This is a genomic window from Streptomyces sp. NPDC006691 (assembly GCF_042869955.1).
Lineage (GTDB): Bacteria > Actinomycetota > Actinomycetes > Streptomycetales > Streptomycetaceae > Streptomyces.
The window spans coordinates 40,672-58,200 of sequence record NZ_JBIAGW010000003.1; the positions used below are offsets into that span (position 1 = coordinate 40,672).

The window sequence follows — 17,529 nt, forward strand, 5'->3', positions numbered from 1 at the left end:
GGGATGCTCCGCGACGGTCTCATGGGCGGTGGGCGGTCGCCCTTCCCAGCAGGACACAGACCAGCGCGGCCAGCAACGCGGCCGCGGTCCCCGACACCACCAGGCCGGTCGTCGGCGGCGCGCCCAGGACGAGCGCCAGGGTCTGGGCGACGGCCGCGGCGCAGCACACCACGGCCGCGCCCGGCGCCGCCCCGAACGACTGGAGCAGCAGCCCGGTCCACAGCACCGCGCCGATCAGGAGCAGGGTGGCAAGGCGCGGCCCGCTCAGCGCCGGGGCGTCCTGCCACAGCCGGGTGCCCGCCTCGGCGAGCGCGGCGAGGAGGGCCAGATAGGCGCCGAGGCAGACGGCCACCGTGGTGACCACCGCGCCGCGGAAGCCCCGTGCGCTCTGGGTGAACCGCAGGCCGGTGGCGCTGCGGGCCCGGAAGCGGTGCAGCAGCCACTCGGCGGGGCCCATGCTGAGCGTGAGGGCGACCGCGGACGGCCCGGCGACCGTGCCCGTGGAGCCGTGCCGGAAGATGTCGCCGAGAGCGGCGTACAGCACGAGGATCCCGGTGCCGAGCCCGAACAGGCCGTAGGGGACGGACGCGGTGAGCCGGGGCGAGACGGCGCCGTGCGGCCCGGGCCCCGCCTCCTCGCGGCGCAGCGTGAGCACGGCGAGCGTGACCGCGGCGATCAGCGAGACGAGCAGCAGCAGCGGTCCCGCGGCGGCCGGGAGCCCCGGCACGGCCCCCAGGGTCAGCGGCAACAGGGCGCAGAACAAAGGGCGTTCGCGCCCGAGCACGAGCAGGGCGGTCGCCGCCGAGAGGTAGCAGCACTGGCCGGCGGCGAAGGCGGCGGCGGACAGTTCGCCGGGGCCGGTCACGGCGATGGCGGACAGGGCGCTGAGGGCGGCACCGAGCGGGGCTCCCAGGCGCAGGGCGCGGACGGCGGCCGGGCGGTCGGCGAGGCTGAGCCAGGAGTGCGCGCGGTGCGAGAGCGACTGGTTCCACACCCAGCCGGTGACCGTGCCCGCGAGCAGCGGAACGGTTCCCGCGGGCAGACCGAACGCGGCGCGGGGCCCGGCGAGCAGGGGTGCCCCCAGGACGTAGGCGAGTCCGGGCAGGGCGAAGACGAGGCCGCGCAGCAGGCACGAGCCGAGGCGGGTGTGCCAGGGCTCGGGGGGCGGGGCGGGGGGCGCCGGGTAGCGGCGCTCCACGCGGTCGTAGAGCTCCTCGGCGAGCGAGAAGGAGTCGGGGTGCCCGTAGCGGGCTCTTATCTGGGCGTCGGTCATGCCGTCGGACTCGATGATCGCGGCTATCTCGTCCGGATGCACGGCCACGGCTATCAACTCGTCCAAGCGCTCGGCGAGTTCGGACATCGGATCGCCGTCGGCGGGCCGGGCCGGGCGCTGGCGCGGGATGAAGGGCAGGGTGTCCCGCCCGCCGTTCCCGCCGGCCCGCGGGGAACCGCTCACCGGGCGGCCCCGCCGAGGGGGGCGGCCTGCACGTCCCGGGACAGCTCGCGGCACCAGGGGCCGACGAGTTGCAGGGTCCAGTCGTCCTCGGGCGCGAAGGCGGCCGGTACGGGCTCGCGTCGGAGGTCGCCGGCCAGTTCGCGGTAGATCCGCCGGAAGCCGTCCACCGAGCGGTGCAGGGTGAACTCGTCGATCACCCGCTGCCGGGCCTCGGCGCCGAGCCGGGCCCGGCGTTCGTGGTCGCGGAGCAGCCCGAGGGCGGCCTCGGCCATGACGGCGGGCTCGCGCGGCGGCACCACGATCCCCGCCTCGCCGGCCGCCTCGCGTACGCCTCCGACGTCCGTGGAGACGGTGGCGCGGCCGCAGGACATCGCCTCGATCAGCGAGAACGGGAAGCCCTCGCTGATGCTGGACAGCATCACCACACTGCCCGAGGCGTACGCGCTCGCCACATCGGTGACGCGGCCCTCGTAGGAGATGCCGTCGGTGACGCCGAGATCGGCGGCCAGCTTCTCCAGGCGGGTCCGGTACGCCTCGCCGCCGGCCGGCACTCCCCCGTACAACCGCAGCCGGGTGTCCGGGAGTTCGGCGCGCACGATGGCGTACGCGCGGATCAGGGTCTCCAGGTCCTTGATCGGGTCGATGCGTCCGCACCAGCTCAGGGTGGGGACGGCCGGGTCGGGTCCGGCGTGCGGGAACAGGTCGGGGTCCACGCCGTTGTAGACGGTGCGGATGCGCTCGGCGGGGGCGCCTCCGCGCTCCTCCCAGCGGCGGTTGTACTGGTTGCACGGCGTGATGAGGTCGGCCCTGCGGTAGCCGAGCGTGTTGAGCTCCCGGTAGAAGCTCAACAGGACCGCCTTGACGGGCCAGTTCTGCCCGCCCGCGCGGTATCCGAGGTAGCGCTCGCGCAGGTAGATGCCGTGTTCGGTGAGCAGGAACGGCACCCCGTCGAAGTACTGCGCGGCGAGTGCGGGCAGCGTGGCGAGGCCGCTGCTGACCGCGTGCGCCACGCTGTCCGCCGGAATGCGGGCGGACAGCGGGCGCAGTGCGTGTTCCAGGAGGTCGGTCACGGTCAGGGCGTCGTGCACGGTGGGTTTCGCCCGGGACAGTGCCAGGTGCGGCATGGTCCAGATCCACATCAGCGACTTGAGGGCCGCCTCGGAGCGGAGCGCCGCCGAGAGCCGCCCGTCCCGGGCCCGTTCCGCCAGGCCGTACAGGGCCGAGGCGAAGTCACAGCCGGACTCCGGGTCGAGCAGCGCGAGCAGGAAGCGCTCGTAGGTGTCGGTGAACCGGCGCCTTTCCTTGCCGAGGAGCGGCCGCCGCCCGCCGGGCCGCGGCCCCCACAGGGGGAAGGCCGTGTGCCGGCGGACATTGGCCGGGAGCTCCCAGGCGACCGGCTCGCGGCCGCTGCCGGTGAGGGCGACGACGGTGAAGTCGACCTCCGGCATGCCGCGTACGAGCTGGTCGCACCAGGTGCTCACACCCCCGTGCACATGCGGATACGTGCCTTCCGTGAGCATGGTGACATGACGGCCACTGCTCGGCATGAATGTCCCCCCAGGACAAGCGGTCGTGCGGTACTGACGATCAGCCGGCTGGTCAGGCCGGCAGCTTCAGCGTGATCGCCGACTGGAGCACCTCGGGAGAGGACCAGTCGGAGCGCTCACCCGCGTACGGCGTCCCGAACGCGGCGGTGCCGATGAACAGCTGCTTGAGCGTGCCCTGCGGCGCCGTGATCGGTGCGGCCACCCCCTTCGGAGCCTGCACGGTCACCGCGGTGCCGATCCGGTAGGCGGTCACCGAACCGGAAGCCAGCGCCTTGTCCCAGGCCGCGCGGCGGCTGAACTCGGTTCCCGCGTCCTTCTCGCGCAGGTTCACGATCGGGGCGTTGTCGGCGTACAGCGCCTTGTAGTCGGCGAGGACCTTGTCGAGGACCGGGTAGAGGATCCGCTCCTCGGCCAGGTTCGACTGGTGGACGTAGTGCGGCCGCGGGTCGTTCCACAGGACGTGGCTGAGCGCGGTCTTGGCCTCGCGGGGCACGATGTACGACTGGTAGCCGGTGGCCGTGTCCAGCGGCGCGGTCATGCAGGTGGAGGCCGGGTTGTTCTCGCAGATGCCGCTTCCGCCGTTGGCCTTCGAGGTGTACAGCCAGTTGTACTCGTCGGTCATCTCGGCGGCCTTGCCGACGTTGTAGTACACGTTCATCGGGTGCCGGGGCACGGTGAGGGCCGCGCCGACCGCGCGCTGGTCCGGCTCGCGCGAGGCATCGCTGCCCGCCCACTTGATCCCGTTGTCGGCGAAGGCGCCCGCCAGGTTCGGGTTGTCGTCGGGCTGCTGCGGCAGCACCTTCATGCCGGAGTGCTCACCGGTGACGATCTCGCTCTTGTCGACCGGGAGGCCCTTCTGGACGGCCCAGTTGTAGTTCTGCGAGATCTGGGACGAGATGTCGGCCCGGCTCATCCACTGGGTGGACCCGTCGGCGTTCTTCTTGCACACCCACGGCACCACGGTGTTGTCCTGCACACAGCCGAGGAACTCGTGCGTGTAGGTGTGGTTCATCCAGCGGAACTTGGCCTTGTCCGCGAGCAGTTGGGTCGCGAGGGCGTCGGTGCCGCCGTTCTCGGACTTCCACTCCTCGCCCGAGCCCGCGTTGAAGACCATGTCGAGCGTGAACCCGCTGGTGGCCTCCCACTGGGCCGCGTACTGGGCGTCGGCCGCGGTCATCCGGATGTCGGTGCTCGCGGTGCCGCCGTCGGGGCAGTCGAAGTCGCCCGGGGTGCAGTTGTTGACGCTGTCCCAGCGGGCGTCCGGCGCGAACACGTCGTCGACGTGCACCGAGAAGTAGTTGCGGCTCTGGCCCAGGTGCACCCCTTGGGTGACCCACTCCACCATGCCCTTGGCCAGCGCCTGGAACTGCTGCTGGTACTGGTTGTAGGCGAAGGTGACGACCAGTTCGCTGCGGCCGTCGTGGGTGTACTGGCCCAGCATGGAGCCGCCGCTCGGGGCGTCGAGGTAGCTGGTGAAGCCGGCCTCGGGGTGGGCCGCGTAGCCGTAGCTCTCGGGCACCGCCGGGTCGTTGTCCTCGAAGGTGAGCGGACCGTCGAGATAGCCGAAGGGCCCCGCCTTGCCGGCCGCGCTGACCTGGGTCTTCACGCCGTCCAGGGGGCCGGAGAAGCCGCCCGGCTGGTCGGTGTAGTCGAGCCCGACCTCGGGGTGGGCCCAGGTGTAGGCGTCGATCTGGCGGATCCCGAAGGTCTTCTCGTACGCGGCGAGCGCGGTCTGCTCGGGGGCCGCGGCGCTGCCGAACGGGATCTCGTTGGGCGCGACGACGCCCTGGAACTTGGCGTGCGGGCGGCCCGCGATGTTGTCGCTGAGGAACGCGGCGTTGATGGTCGGCCGCCCCGCGGCGCCCAACGCGACCGTCTGGTACGGCACTCCGGTGTTCTTCAGCTCGGCGACGATGGCACCGACGGCGCTTCCGCCGTCGTCGAGCACCAGCATCTTCAGATCGATCCGCGGCAGCACCGTGGCCGCGGCGTTGGCGGCCGGTATGGCCGTGGAGAGCAGGCCGGCGGCCATCAGCGCGGTGAGCGCGACCCGCGATCTGCCCATTTTCAAGGCCTTCGCCTTCATATGTCCCCCCTCGTAGGGTCCTCCACAAGCGGAGCGCGCATGGAGAACCTGTGGTGATGATGCAAAGGGGCGCGGCGCCCCCTGTCCTGATTGAGGCGAGTGTGACGGAGCTCTCACCGAGCGTGCGGGCCAAACGTGAAAGAGACACCACGGATGAGTGAATTAAGGCCACCGCGATCGAACGCCGTCACCGCGCGTAGGCTCGTGACCGGTGGTCGACCCGCCCGAAATACGATGTACCGGGTCCCGGCCGGCCCATCCGACGGTCGAACAAGCCACCAGGCTTCTCAAGGAAGAGAGATCTCACCACCGTGACTGCTCTGACTCTCAGCACTGCCGGCGCGGCGACGCTGCGCGCCGACGCCCTCGTCGTCGGCGTCGCCAAGGCCGCGGGCCCCAAGGGTGGGCTGGTCGTCGCGCCCGGCGCCGAGGCCGTGGACAAGGCGTTCGACGGGAAGCTCGCCGCCGTCCTGGAGACCCTCGGCGCCCGGGGTGCCGAGGGTGAGGTGACCAAGGCCGTGTCGCCCTCCGGCCTCAAGGCCCCGTTCGTGCTCGCCGTGGGCCTGGGCACCGTCCCCGCCGCCGACGAGGCGTACGACGCCGAAGTGCTGCGCACCGCCGCGGGCAACGCCGCCCGCGCCCTGCACGGCGTCAAGAAGGCCGCTTTCGCGCTGCCCATCGAGGCCGCCGAGGACATCGAGGCGATCGGCGAGGGTGCCCTGCTCGGCGCCTACGCCTTCACCGCCTACCAGGACCGCGGCCCGGACGCCAAGGAGCCGCTCGCCGAGGTGACGCTGCTCGGCGCCAAGCCCCGCGACAAGGCCCACAAGGCGGCCGTCGAGCGCTCCCTGGCGCTGGCCGAGGAGATGAACCGCGCCCGCGACCTCATCAACACCCCGCCGAACGACCTGACCCCCGAGGCGTTCGCCGCGGTGGTCTCGGCCGCCGGCAAGGAGCACGGCCTCAAGGTCCAGGTGCTGGACGAGAAGGCGCTGGAGAAGGGCGGCTTCGGCGGCATCCTCGGCGTCGGCGTCGGCTCCGAGAACCCGCCGCGCCTGGTGAAGATCACGTACACCCACGCCAAGAACGCCAAGCACCTCGCGCTCGTCGGCAAGGGCATCACCTACGACTCGGGCGGCATCTCGCTCAAGCCGGCCGGCCACAACGAGACGATGAAGTGCGACATGAGCGGCGCCGCCGCCGTGTTCGCCGCCGTCGTCGCGGCCGCGCGCCTGGGCCTTGAGGTCAACGTCACCGGCTGGCTCGCGCTCGCCGAGAACATGCCGTCGGGCTCCGCCACCCGTCCCGGCGACGTGCTGCGCATGTACAGCGGCAAGACCGTCGAGGTCCTCAACACCGACGCCGAGGGCCGGCTGGTCCTGGCCGACGCGCTGTGGAAGGCCTCCGAGGAGAAGCCGGACGCGATCGTCGACGTGGCGACGCTGACCGGCGCGATGGTGCTCGCCCTCGGCGACCACACCTTCGGCATCATGGCCAACGACGACGCCTTCCGCACCGCGATCCACGAGATCGCCGAGGAGTCCGGCGAGCAGTCCTGGCCGATGCCGCTGCCCGCGAACCTGCGCAAGACCATGGACTCCCCCACCGCCGACCTGGCCAACATGGGCGTGCGGATGGGCGGCGGCCTGGTGGCCGGCCTGTTCCTGAAGGAGTTCGTCGGCGAGGGCATCACCTGGGCCCACCTCGACATCGCGGGCCCCGCCTACAACGACGGCGCCCCGCACGGCTACACCCCCAAGGGCGGCACCGGTTCCTCGGTGCGCACCCTGCTCCGTCTGGCGGAGCGCACCGCCGCGGGCGACCTCGGCTGACAGCCCGTCCACAGCCGACGCACAGGGCGGCCCCGGGCACAAGCGCCGGGGCCGCCCGTGTTCACGCTCCGTACCGTCACGCTTCGGCCGGATTTCGCTGTAGATGAAATCCGTACGTCTTCGCGCGGCGGTGGAGTGACGTCTGAGCGGCGCTCAGCCCGACGATCAGCCGTCTCAGACCCCGGCCCCGCGTCCCGCCTTCCGTCAACAAGTGCGAAGATGGGTTCTCGGCAGGACAGGGCCCCCACCACAGGGCCGAAGACAAGCGGCCGAACACCAGCCGCCGCCGGTCATCGACGACCGCGCCCGGCGCACATGCATGGAGGACGTGACGTGGCGAACGACGCCAGCACCGTTTTCGACCTAGTGATCCTCGGCGGTGGCAGTGGCGGCTACGCCGCGGCCCTGCGCGGAGCGCAGCTGGGCCTGGACGTCGCACTGATCGAGAAGAACAAGCTCGGCGGCACCTGCCTGCACAACGGCTGCATCCCCACGAAGGCCCTGCTGCACGCCGGCGAGATCGCCGACCAGGCGCGCGAGGCCGGCCAGTTCGGCGTCAAGGCGACCTTCGAGGGCATCGACATCAACGCGGTCCACGCGTACAAGGACGAGGTCATCTCGGGCCTGTACAAGGGTCTGCAGGGTCTGGTCGCCTCCCGCAAGGTGACCTACATCGAGGGTGAGGGACGCCTGTCCTCCCCGACCTCGGTGGACGTCAACGGCCAGCGCGTCCAGGGCCGCCACGTCCTGCTCGCGACCGGCTCCGTGCCGAAGTCGCTGCCGGGCCTGGAGATCGACGGCAACCGGATCATCTCCTCCGACCACGCGCTGACCCTGGACCGCGTCCCGCAGTCCGCGATCATCCTGGGCGGCGGCGTCATCGGCGTCGAGTTCGCCTCGGCGTGGAAGTCCTTCGGCACCGACGTCACCGTCATCGAGGGCCTCAAGCACCTCGTGCCGGTCGAGGACGAGAACAGCTCCAAGATCCTGGAGCGCGCGTTCCGCAAGCGCGGGATCAAGTTCAACCTGGGCACCTTCTTCCAGAAGGCCGAGTACACCGCCAACGGTGTGAAGGTCACGCTGGCCGACGGCAAGGAGTTCGAGGCCGAGGTCCTCCTCGTCGCCATCGGCCGCGGCCCGGTCTCCCAGGGCCTCGGTTACGAGGAGCAGGGCGTCGCGATGGACCGCGGCTACGTCCTGGTCGACGAGTACATGCGCACCAACGTGCCCACCATCTCCGCCGTCGGCGACCTGGTCCCGACGCTCCAGCTCGCGCACGTCGGCTTCGCCGAGGGCATCCTGGTGGCGGAGCGTCTGGCCGGTCTCAAGACCGTCCCGATCGACTACGACGGCGTGCCCCGGGTGACGTACTGCCACCCCGAGGTCGCCTCCGTGGGCATCACCGAGGCCAAGGCCAAGGAGATCTACGGTGCGGACAAGGTCGTCGCTCTGAAGTACAACCTCGCGGGCAACGGCAAGAGCAAGATCCTCAAGACCGCGGGCGAGATCAAGCTCGTCCAGGTCAAGGACGGCGCCGTGGTCGGCGTCCACATGGTCGGTGACCGTATGGGCGAGCAGGTCGGCGAAGCCCAGCTGATCTACAACTGGGAGGCGCTGCCGGCCGAGGTCGCGCAGCTCATCCACGCGCACCCGACGCAGAACGAGGCGCTCGGCGAGGCCCACCTGGCGCTGGCCGGCAAGCCGCTGCACTCCCACGACTAACAGCCCCTCGGGCGCGACGACCACTTCCTTCCCCAAGCTCTCGACTGCGCTTGAGCAGGGGAGACCCCATTCTCGTAAGGAGCAACCGAAACCATGTCGGTTTCCGTAACCCTTCCGGCGCTCGGCGAGAGCGTCACCGAGGGCACCGTCACCCGCTGGCTGAAGGCCGAGGGCGAGCGCGTCGAGGCCGACGAGCCGCTGCTCGAAGTCTCGACCGACAAGGTCGACACCGAGATCCCCGCCCCCGCCTCCGGCATCCTGGCCTCCATCAAGGTGGCCGAGGACGAGACCGTCGAGGTCGGCGCCGAGCTCGCCGTCATCGACGACGGCACCGGGGCCCCCGCGGCCCAGGCCGCTCCGGCCGCCGAGGCCCCCGCCCAGGAGGCCCCGGCCCAGGAGGCGCCCGCGCCGCAGGCCGCGCCCTCCACCGAGGCCGAGGCCCCCGCCCCGGCCCCCACGGCCGAGGCCGCCTCCGGCGGTGGCTCCGCCGAGGGCACCGACGTCGTCCTCCCCGCGCTCGGCGAGAGCGTGACCGAGGGCACCGTCACCCGCTGGCTCAAGGAGGTCGGCGAGGAGGTGGCCGAGGACGAGCCGCTCCTTGAGGTCTCCACCGACAAGGTCGACACCGAGATCCCGGCTCCGGTCGCGGGCGTGCTGCTCGAAATCGTCGTCGGTGAGGACGAGACCGCCGAGGTCGGCGCCAAGCTCGCCGTCATCGGTGCCCCGGGCGCGGCTCCGGCCGCCGCTCCGGCTCCGGCCGCCCCGGCCCCCGCTGCCGCCCCGGCCCCCGCTGCTGCTCCGGCACCGGCCGCCGCTCCGGCTCCCGCCGCCCCGGCACCCGCCCCGGCCCCGGCCGCCGCTCCGGCACCGGCCCCCGCCGCTCCGGCCCCGGCGCCCGCCGCCCCGGCGCCCGCTCCGGCCGCCACCCCGGCTGCCGCCCCCGCGGCCACCTCCGGTGACGACGGCGCGTACGTCACGCCGCTGGTCCGCAAGCTCGCCTCCGAGTCCGGTGTGGACCTGGGCGCGGTCAAGGGCACCGGCGTCGGCGGTCGCATCCGCAAGCAGGACGTCATCGCCGCCGCCGAGGCCGCCAAGGCGCCGGCTCCGGCCGCTGCCGCCGCCGCTGCCCCCGCCGCGAAGGCCGCCCCCTCCCTGGAGGCGTCCCCGCTGCGCGGCCAGACGGTCAAGATGACGCGCATGCGCAAGGTCATCGGCGACAACATGATGAAGGCGCTGCACTCGCAGGCCCAGCTGACCACGGTCGTCGAGGTCGACATCACGAAGCTGATGAAGCTGCGCAACGCGGCGAAGGACGCCTTCGCCGCGCGTGAGGGCGTCAAGCTCTCCCCGATGCCGTTCTTCGTGAAGGCTGCGGCCCAGGCGCTGAAGGCCCACCCGGTCGTCAACGCCCGGATCAACGAGGACGAGGGCACCATCACGTACTTCGACTCGGAGAACATCGGCATCGCCGTGGACTCCGAGAAGGGTCTGATGACCCCGGTCATCAAGAACGCGGGCGGTCTCAACCTCGCCGGCATCTCGAAGGCGACCGCGGAGCTGGCCGGCAAGGTCCGCGCCAACAAGATCACCCCGGACGAGCTGTCCGGCGCGACCTTCACGATCAGCAACACCGGCTCGCGCGGCGCGCTGTTCGACACGGTCATCGTGCCGCCGAACCAGGTCGCCATCCTGGGCATCGGTGCCACGGTCAAGCGTCCGGCGGTCATCGAGACCGCCGAGGGCACCGTCATCGGCATCCGCGACATGACCTACCTCGCGCTCTCCTACGACCACCGTCTGGTGGACGGCGCCGACGCGGCTCGCTACCTGAGCGCCGTCAAGGCGATCCTGGAGGCCGGCGAGTTCGAGGTCGAGCTCGGCCTGTAAGGCTCTGAGAGGCACCGTGGGACGGCTGTAACACTCGTCTCACCAGCGGCCGCGTCCCCGTCCGGGCACTTCCGGACGGGGACGCGGCCGTATTGTTTGGACGTCGTCGCTCGTTTTAAGGAGCCCCCATGACCGTGCCCGTCGTCCACTCGCTGCGCGAGCAGATCCGCGAGCACATCGTGGAGGGGATCGTCAGCGGGCGCTGGAAGCCCGGTGAGCGGATCGTGGAGCGGCGCATCGCGGTGGAGCTCCAGGTCAGCCAGACGCCGGTGCGCGAGGCGCTGCGCGAACTGGAGAGCCTGCGCCTCATCGAGTCGGCGCCCAACAAGGGCGTACGGGTGCGCAGTCTGAGCGCGGCCGACCTGGAGGAGAGCTATCCCGTGCGGGCCGGTCTGGAGCAGATCGCGGCCGAGCTGGCGGCCGACCGGCTCGCCGAGGACTGCTCGGCCCTGGAGCCGCACGTGGCGGCCCTCTACGCGGCGGACCGGGCGGCCGACGGCACCGCGCAGGTGCGGCACACGGTCGGATTCCACCGGGAACTGGTGCGGGCCGCCGACAACGGTGTGCTGTTGCACACATGGGAAGGCCTCGGCATCGAGGTGTTCACGGCCCTCTCGATCCGCTGGCTCGGCACCGTGCAGAAGTCGTACGCCGAGGAGCACGAGGACCTCGTGGCGGCCTTCCGGCGGCGGGATCCGGCCATCGGCGCCCTGGTGAAGGCCCATGTCCTGGGGTGCGCGCCGCGTAGCGCCTGACCTGCGCGGCGGTCCACCGGGCACCTGGAAATCCAAGGCACCCGGTGCCCATTTTGGCGGCACCCTGTGCCGACTTTCCCGATTCGAAGAAGTTTTTGGCTCAACGCTTTGATCGATCATCGATCGTCGGCTTACAGTCAACGGCGGACTCACCGGTCCAAGGCCCCGTCCTGCCAGACAAAGGCCCCTATTTCTCCACCCCCCTCCTGTCCGGAAGGCGGCGATCGTGATCGACCCCGTAGCCAAGTTTCCGAGCGAGCTCGACCAGCTCCCGGACCGTGACACCGAGGAGACCGCCGAATGGGCGGCCTCCCTCGATGCCGTCGCCAAGGCCGCCGGCCCGCATAGGGCCGCGTATCTGATGCGCCGCACGCTCCAGCATGCCGAAGGCGCGGGCCTCGCCCTGCCGAAGCTGCTGGAGACGGACTACGTCAACACCATTCCCTCCTCCTCCGAGCCCGCCATCGACGGCGACGAGGAGATGGAGCGCCGGATCACCGCGTGGAACCGCTGGAACGCGGCGGCCATGGTGACCCGCGGCTCGAAGTACGGCGTCGGCGGCCACATCGCGACCTTCGCGTCCGCGGCCTGGCTGTACGAGACCGGCTTCAACCACTTCTTCCGCGGGAAGGAGGGCGACGGATCCGGCGACCAGCTCTACATCCAGGGCCACGCCTCGCCCGGCATCTACGCCCGCGCCTTCCTCGACGGCCGCCTCACCGAGGCGCACCTGGACAAGTTCCGCCAGGAGTCCGGCGGCGACGGCCTGCCGTCCTACCCGCACCCGCGCCGCCTGCCCTGGCTGTGGGAGTTCCCGACCGTGTCCATGGGACTCGGCCCGCTCTCCGCGATCTACCAGGCGCGCTTCAACCGGTACCTCACCAACCGGAACATCAAGGACGTCTCCCACTCCCACGTGTGGGCGTTCCTCGGTGACGGCGAGATGGACGAGCCCGAGTCGACGGCGGCCCTCGCGCTCGCCGCCCGCGAGGGCCTGGACAACCTGACCTTCGTCATCAACTGCAACCTCCAGCGCCTCGACGGCCCGGTCCGCGCCAACTTCAAGATCGTGCAGGAGCTGGAGGCCCAGTTCCGCGGCGCCGGCTGGAACGTCGTGAAGTCGCTGTGGGGCGGCGCCTGGGACGAGCTCTTCCAGCTCGACACCACCGGCGCGCTCGTCCGCCGCCTGCGCGAGGTCCCCGACGCCCAGGTGCAGACGTACCAGACGCGGGACGCGGCCTACATCCGCGAGGACTTCTTCGGCAAGGACCCGGCGCTCGTCGAGATGGCGAAGCTGCTCTCGGACGACAAGATCCTGGAGTGCTTCCACCTCTCGCGCGGTGGCCACGAGCCGCGCAAGGTGTACGCCGCCTACAAGGCCGCCCTGTCCCACAAGGGCGCGCCGACCGTCATCCTGGCGCAGACCGTCAAGGGCTTCACCCTCGGTGAGGGCTTCGCGTCCAAGAACGCGAACCACCAGATGAAGAAGCTCACCAACGACGAGTTCAAGAACATGCGTGACCTTCTTGAACTGCCCATCTCGGACGCCCAGTTCGTCGACGGCCAGGTCCCCTACGGCCACCCCGGCGCCGACTCCCCCGAGGTCCGCTACCTCCAGGAGCGCCGCGCGGCGCTCGGCGGCCCGGCCCCGGCCCGCCGCAGCCACGCGCTCGCCCCGCTGCCGGCCCCGGCCGACAAGTCGTTCGCGGCCTTCGACAAGGGCTCCGGCAGCCAGTCCATGGCCACCACCATGGCGTTCGTCCGGCTGATGAAGGACCTGATCCGCGACAAGACGACCGGCAAGCGCTGGGTCCCGATCGTCCCGGACGAGGCCCGCACCTTCGGCATGGAGTCGCTGTTCCCCTCGCTCGGCATCTACTCGCCGAAGGGCCAGACGTACGAGCCGGTCGACCGCGACCAGCTGATGTACTACCGCGAGGCCAAGGACGGCCAGATCCTCAACGAGGGCATCACCGAGGCCGGCTCGATGGCCGACTTCATCGCCGCGGCGTCCGCGTACGCCACGCACGGCGAGCCGATGATCCCGTTCTACATCTTCTACTCGATGTTCGGCTGGCAGCGCACGGCCGACCAGATGTGGCAGCTCGGCGACCAGCTCGGCCGCGGCTTCCTGGTGGGCGCCACCGCCGGCCGGACGACCCTGACCGGTGAGGGCCTCCAGCACGCGGACGGCCACTCCCCGGTGATCGCGGCGACCAACCCGGCGGCCCTGTCCTACGACCCGGCCTTCGCCTACGAGGTCGCGGCCATCGTCAAGGACGGTCTGCGCCGGATGTACGGCGAGGCCGCCCCGGACGAGGACCGGGACGTCTTCTACTACCTCACGGTCTACAACGAGCCGATGCCGCAGCCGGCGAAGCCCGCGGGCATCGACGAGGGCATCGTCAAGGGCCTGTACCGCTTCAACACGGCGGAATCCGCAGGCGTCACCGTCCCGGTCAACGCCTCGCGCATCCAGCTCCTGGGCTCCGGCACGGCGATCCACTGGACGCTCGAAGCGCAGAAGCTGCTCGCCGAGGAGTGGGGGGTGGCCGCCGACGTGTGGTCCGCCACCTCCTGGACCGAGCTGCGCCGCGACGCGCTTGAGGCGGACGCCGCCCTGCTGCGCGGCGAGGAGCGAATTCCCTTCATCCGCAAGGCACTTGAGGGCGTGGACTCCCCCGTCCTCGCGGTGTCCGACTACATGCGTCAGGTCCCGGACCAGATCGCGCAGTGGGTCGAGCAGGACTACTCCTCGCTGGGCGCGGACGGCTTCGGCCTCTCCGACACCCGCGAGGCCGCCCGCCGCCACTTCGGCGTCGACGCCCAGTCGATCGTCGTCGCGGCCCTGGCCCAGCTCGCCAAGCGCGGCGAGGTCCCGGTCACGGCCGTGAAGGAAGCGCGCGAGCGCTACGGCCTGTAGGCCGCGCGGTCCTGGGCCCCTCGGGGTTCCAGGCCCGGAGGCCACGCACGCGTGCCCCGTCCCGATTGCCGGGGCGGGGCACGCGTGCGTGAATGTCGACCGGGGGCGGCACGACTCCGGGAGCAGCGCATGAAGATCTCCAACCGCCCGTCCGCACCCGCCTGGGCCGACCTCTCCACCACCGACGTACCCGCCGCCAAGGCCTTCTACGGAGACCTCTTCGGCTGGCAGGGCGCGGACGTGCCGATGGAGGAGGCCGGCGGTTACGGGATGTTCCTGCTCGGCGACCGGTACGTCGGCGGGTACGGGCCCTGCACGGAGCAGCCCGTCGCGTGGCTCACCTACATCCAGGTCGAGTCGGCCGACGCGACGGCCGCGGCGGTGACCGGCAACGGCGGCTCGATCGTCGCGGGCCCCATGGACGTCTTCGACTCCGGCCGGCTCGCGGTCTTCAGCGATCCCGAGGGGGCGGTGTTCGGCGTCTGGCAGCCCAAGCGGCACGCGGGCTTCGGAGTGGTGGACGAGCCGGGCAGCATGTGCTGGTTCGAACTGCTCACCCGCGACAGCGATCGGGCGAAGACGTTCTACGCGACGGTCTTCGGCTGGACCACGGACGCGGCCGACCCGTACGGGTCGTCCTCCGAGTACACGGAGTGGAAGCTGGACGGGGAGAGCTTCAGCGGCATGATGCGGATGGGCTCGGACTTCCCGCCCGAGGTGCCGGCGCACTGGATGGTGTACGTCCAGGTCGAGGACTGCGACGCGGTCGCCGCGCGGGCGCGGGAGCTGGGCGGTGAGGTCCACGTACCCCCCACCACGATCCCGCCCGGCCGCTTCGCCCTGCTGCGGGACCCGCAGGGCGGGGTGTTCTCGGTCATCGCCCTCACCGAGGTCTAGCCCTCCGGACGCGGCCGGGGGCCGGGGCCTTTGGGGCCGCGGGCCCGGGGGGCCGATGGTCCAGGGCCGATGGTCCAGGCGCGGGCCGGGCCCGGGGTGTTGGGGGCACGGGGAACTGCGCGACCGGCCACGCACGACCCGCACCCGGAAGACGACCGCCTTCGGCCGCGGGCCGCGCGTGGACGGCCGCCCGGACACCGACACACAGGCCCGCCCCGCCGCCGGCAGCCGCGCAGACGCCGCGAACCCGCCCCGCCGGGGCAACCCCACAGACGGCCACAGCCGCGCGGCGAGCCCGCAGAATGGCCTCATGCGCGCTGCCCGCCTCATCAAGATGGTGCTGCTCCTCCAGGCGAGACCCGCCATGACCGCCGCCGAGCTCGCGCGAGAACTGGAGGTGTCCGAGCGCACCGTCACCCGGGACGCGCAGGCGCTCGCCGAGGCCGGGGTCCCGGTGTACGCGGACCGGGGGCGGGCCGGGGGCTACCGCCTCGTCGGCGGGTACCGCACCCGTCTCACGGGCCTGGCCCGCTCCGAGGCCGAGGTGCTCTTCCTGTCCGGCGTGCCGGGCGCGCTGCGGGAGATGGGCCTGGAGGACGCCGCCTCGGCCGCCCGCCTGAAGGTGTCCGCGGCCCTGCTCCCGTCCCTCAAGGACGCCCCCGCCACCGCCGCCCAGCGCTTCCACCTGGACGCCCCCGGCTGGTGGCAGGAGCCCGGGACTCCCGAGCTGCTGCCCGCCGTGGCCGAGGCGGTGTGGGACGACCGATGCGTACGGGTGGGCTACCGGCGCCCGGTCCGCCGCGGGGCCAGGCGTGACGTCGAGCACGAGGTGGAGCGCGAGATGGAGCACGAGGTCGAGCGCGAGGTCGGGCGCGAGGTCGAGCACGAGGTCGAGCGCGAGGTCGGGCGCGAGGTCGAGCGCGACCTGGAACCGTACGGCCTCGTCCTGAAGGCGGGCGTCTGGTACCTGTGCGCACGGGCCGCCGAGGAGGGCGGCGACTTCCGGGTGTACCGGCTCGACCGGTTCACGGCGGTCGCGGTCGGCGAGGACCGCTTCGTGCGCGACGAGGACTTCGACCTGCCGGGGTTCTGGGAGGCCCGGGCCGAGGAGTTCGCCCGTACGGTACTCAGGGAGACGGTGGTCGTACGGGTCTCATCGGCCGGAGCCGCCCTGCTGCCGTACACCACCGGCGACCGGCGTCTCGTGCGCGAGGCCCTGGAGCGGGCCGGGGAGCCGGACGAGGACGGCCGGCTGACCCTCACCCTGCCGGTCGAGTCGCAGGATGTGGCGTACAGCCAACTCATGGCAGTGGGACCGGAGTTGGAGGTACTGGAACCCACCGAACTCCGTACGCGGTTCACGGAGGCGGCGCGCCGACTGCGCCAACTCTACGAATAGCGCGGACCATTGGCGGATACGGGCAGTTTCCGGCAGACAACTCGCCGTCATTGGCAGGCCGTTGTAGGCTTGACGCGTGCCTGGAATCAGCGCTTCTACCGATGGACAGCGTCGTCCGCGGGATGTGGTCGCCGACGGTCTGCGCGCCCTCATCTCCTGCGGGGAGCTGCGGGTCGGTGAGCACCTCCCGACGCAGGCGCAGCTCAGCGAGCGTTTCTCGGTGCCGCGAGGCGCGGTCCGCGGCGCCGTGGAACTCCTGGAGCGCGAAGGCCTGATCAGGCGGGCCCAGCAGGGCACCCCGCCGACGGTGGCCCGGCCGAGTCCGGGCCGATCCGCCGAGGACCGACGCGAGGTGCCGGGGCCGCGCCGCCATTCACCCCGGCCCGCGGGCGTCTTCCTGGGCGAGCGGGTGGCGCAGTGCTTCCGCCAGGACGAGGTGACCATCGACGCGTACTGCCTCAATGGCGAGACGCTGGCGGCGGCGCTGGCGGGCCCGCTCGTCACCGTGCAGGCCGAGGGCGCGGGGCCGCGCCGCGTCGCGGTGCGCATCCTGCTGCCCGACGCCGAGGCACCCCTGGCGCTGCCCCAGGTGATCGGCGACCTGGGGAACACCCGGCCGCGCGAGCGGCTGCGGATCACCAGCGACCACATCTACGGCTCGCTGCGGCACTCGCTGCGCATGCTGAAGGTCCGGGACCTGGTCCCGGACGTGACGGTCGAGGCCCGCAAGGTGTCGATCACTCCGACGCAGAAGGTGTACATCCTCAACGGCCGCGAGGTCCTCGCCGGGCACTACCAGGTGACCGAACGCACGGTGGATCTCGACCGGAACCCGATCGAGATCTACGACATGCTCGGCGTGGAGGGCATGCTCTTCCGGCACACCGTGGTCGACGACGACCAGGTCACCCGCAGCTATGTGGAACAGACCCAGCAGTGGTTCGACTCCCTGTGGAACACCATCGCCCGCCCCATGGACCCGAACTGAGCCGGATCCGGAGCGGGCGCCGCTCGCCGTGAAGTCC

The 17,529-nt window shown here is 71.7% G+C and carries 11 protein-coding genes; 8 read left to right on the top strand and 3 right to left on the bottom strand.

The annotated features are described in order from the left end of the window. Window positions 1–19 precede the first annotated feature (19 nt). From ACFYNP_RS06995 to ACFYNP_RS07005, 3 genes are read right to left on the bottom strand one after another with little or no spacing between them, the layout of a single operon-like run. A complete protein-coding gene (locus ACFYNP_RS06995; protein WP_388783362.1) occupies window positions 20–1,456 on the bottom strand; it encodes a hypothetical protein in 1,437 nt (478 codons plus the stop codon). Further along, window positions 1,453–3,003, bottom strand: a complete 1,551-nt coding sequence (pelF, locus tag ACFYNP_RS07000; protein ID WP_388783365.1) for a GT4 family glycosyltransferase PelF — start codon at window positions 3,001–3,003, stop codon at window positions 1,453–1,455. Before pelF ends, ACFYNP_RS06995 begins: the two co-directional genes overlap by 4 nt. A gap of 52 nt (window positions 3,004–3,055) precedes the next feature. Further along, a complete protein-coding gene (locus ACFYNP_RS07005; protein WP_388408528.1) occupies window positions 3,056–5,068 on the bottom strand; it encodes a hypothetical protein in 2,013 nt (670 codons plus the stop codon). Window positions 5,069–5,400: 332 nt separating this feature from the next. Between ACFYNP_RS07005 and ACFYNP_RS07010 the strand changes: the two genes are divergently transcribed. From ACFYNP_RS07010 to ACFYNP_RS07045, 8 genes are all read left to right on the top strand, one after another. Continuing rightward, window positions 5,401–6,921: a leucyl aminopeptidase gene (locus tag ACFYNP_RS07010; RefSeq protein ID WP_388408344.1), complete on the top strand. Its 1,521-nt coding sequence runs from the start codon at window positions 5,401–5,403 to the stop codon at window positions 6,919–6,921. Between the two features lie 333 nt (window positions 6,922–7,254). After that, entirely contained in the window at window positions 7,255–8,643 is a 1,389-nt protein-coding gene (gene lpdA / locus ACFYNP_RS07015) for a dihydrolipoyl dehydrogenase (RefSeq protein ID WP_388408341.1), read from the top strand. 93 nt (window positions 8,644–8,736) lie between these two features. Then, on the top strand, window positions 8,737–10,530 hold the full coding sequence (sucB, locus tag ACFYNP_RS07020) for a 2-oxoglutarate dehydrogenase, E2 component, dihydrolipoamide succinyltransferase (protein ID WP_388783367.1): 1,794 nt from the start codon (window positions 8,737–8,739) through the stop codon (window positions 10,528–10,530). Window positions 10,531–10,658: 128 nt separating this feature from the next. Continuing rightward, window positions 10,659–11,285, top strand: coding sequence for a GntR family transcriptional regulator (locus ACFYNP_RS07025; protein WP_388408337.1), 627 nt, complete (start codon window positions 10,659–10,661; stop codon window positions 11,283–11,285). 226 nt (window positions 11,286–11,511) lie between these two features. Continuing rightward, on the top strand, window positions 11,512–14,208 hold the full coding sequence (gene aceE / locus ACFYNP_RS07030) for a pyruvate dehydrogenase (acetyl-transferring), homodimeric type (protein ID WP_388408335.1): 2,697 nt from the start codon (window positions 11,512–11,514) through the stop codon (window positions 14,206–14,208). A 129-nt stretch (window positions 14,209–14,337) separates the two neighbouring features. Continuing rightward, window positions 14,338–15,105 carry a VOC family protein gene (locus ACFYNP_RS07035; RefSeq protein ID WP_388783369.1) on the top strand — a complete coding sequence of 256 codons (768 nt, stop codon included), beginning with the start codon at window positions 14,338–14,340 and terminating at the stop codon, window positions 15,103–15,105. 310 nt (window positions 15,106–15,415) lie between these two features. Then, entirely contained in the window at window positions 15,416–16,504 is a 1,089-nt protein-coding gene (locus ACFYNP_RS07040; RefSeq protein WP_388783371.1) for a helix-turn-helix transcriptional regulator, read from the top strand. A 76-nt stretch (window positions 16,505–16,580) separates the two neighbouring features. Next, window positions 16,581–17,492, top strand: a complete 912-nt coding sequence (locus tag ACFYNP_RS07045; RefSeq protein WP_388408327.1) for a FadR/GntR family transcriptional regulator — start codon at window positions 16,581–16,583, stop codon at window positions 17,490–17,492. The last annotated feature ends 37 nt before the right edge of the window (window positions 17,493–17,529 follow it).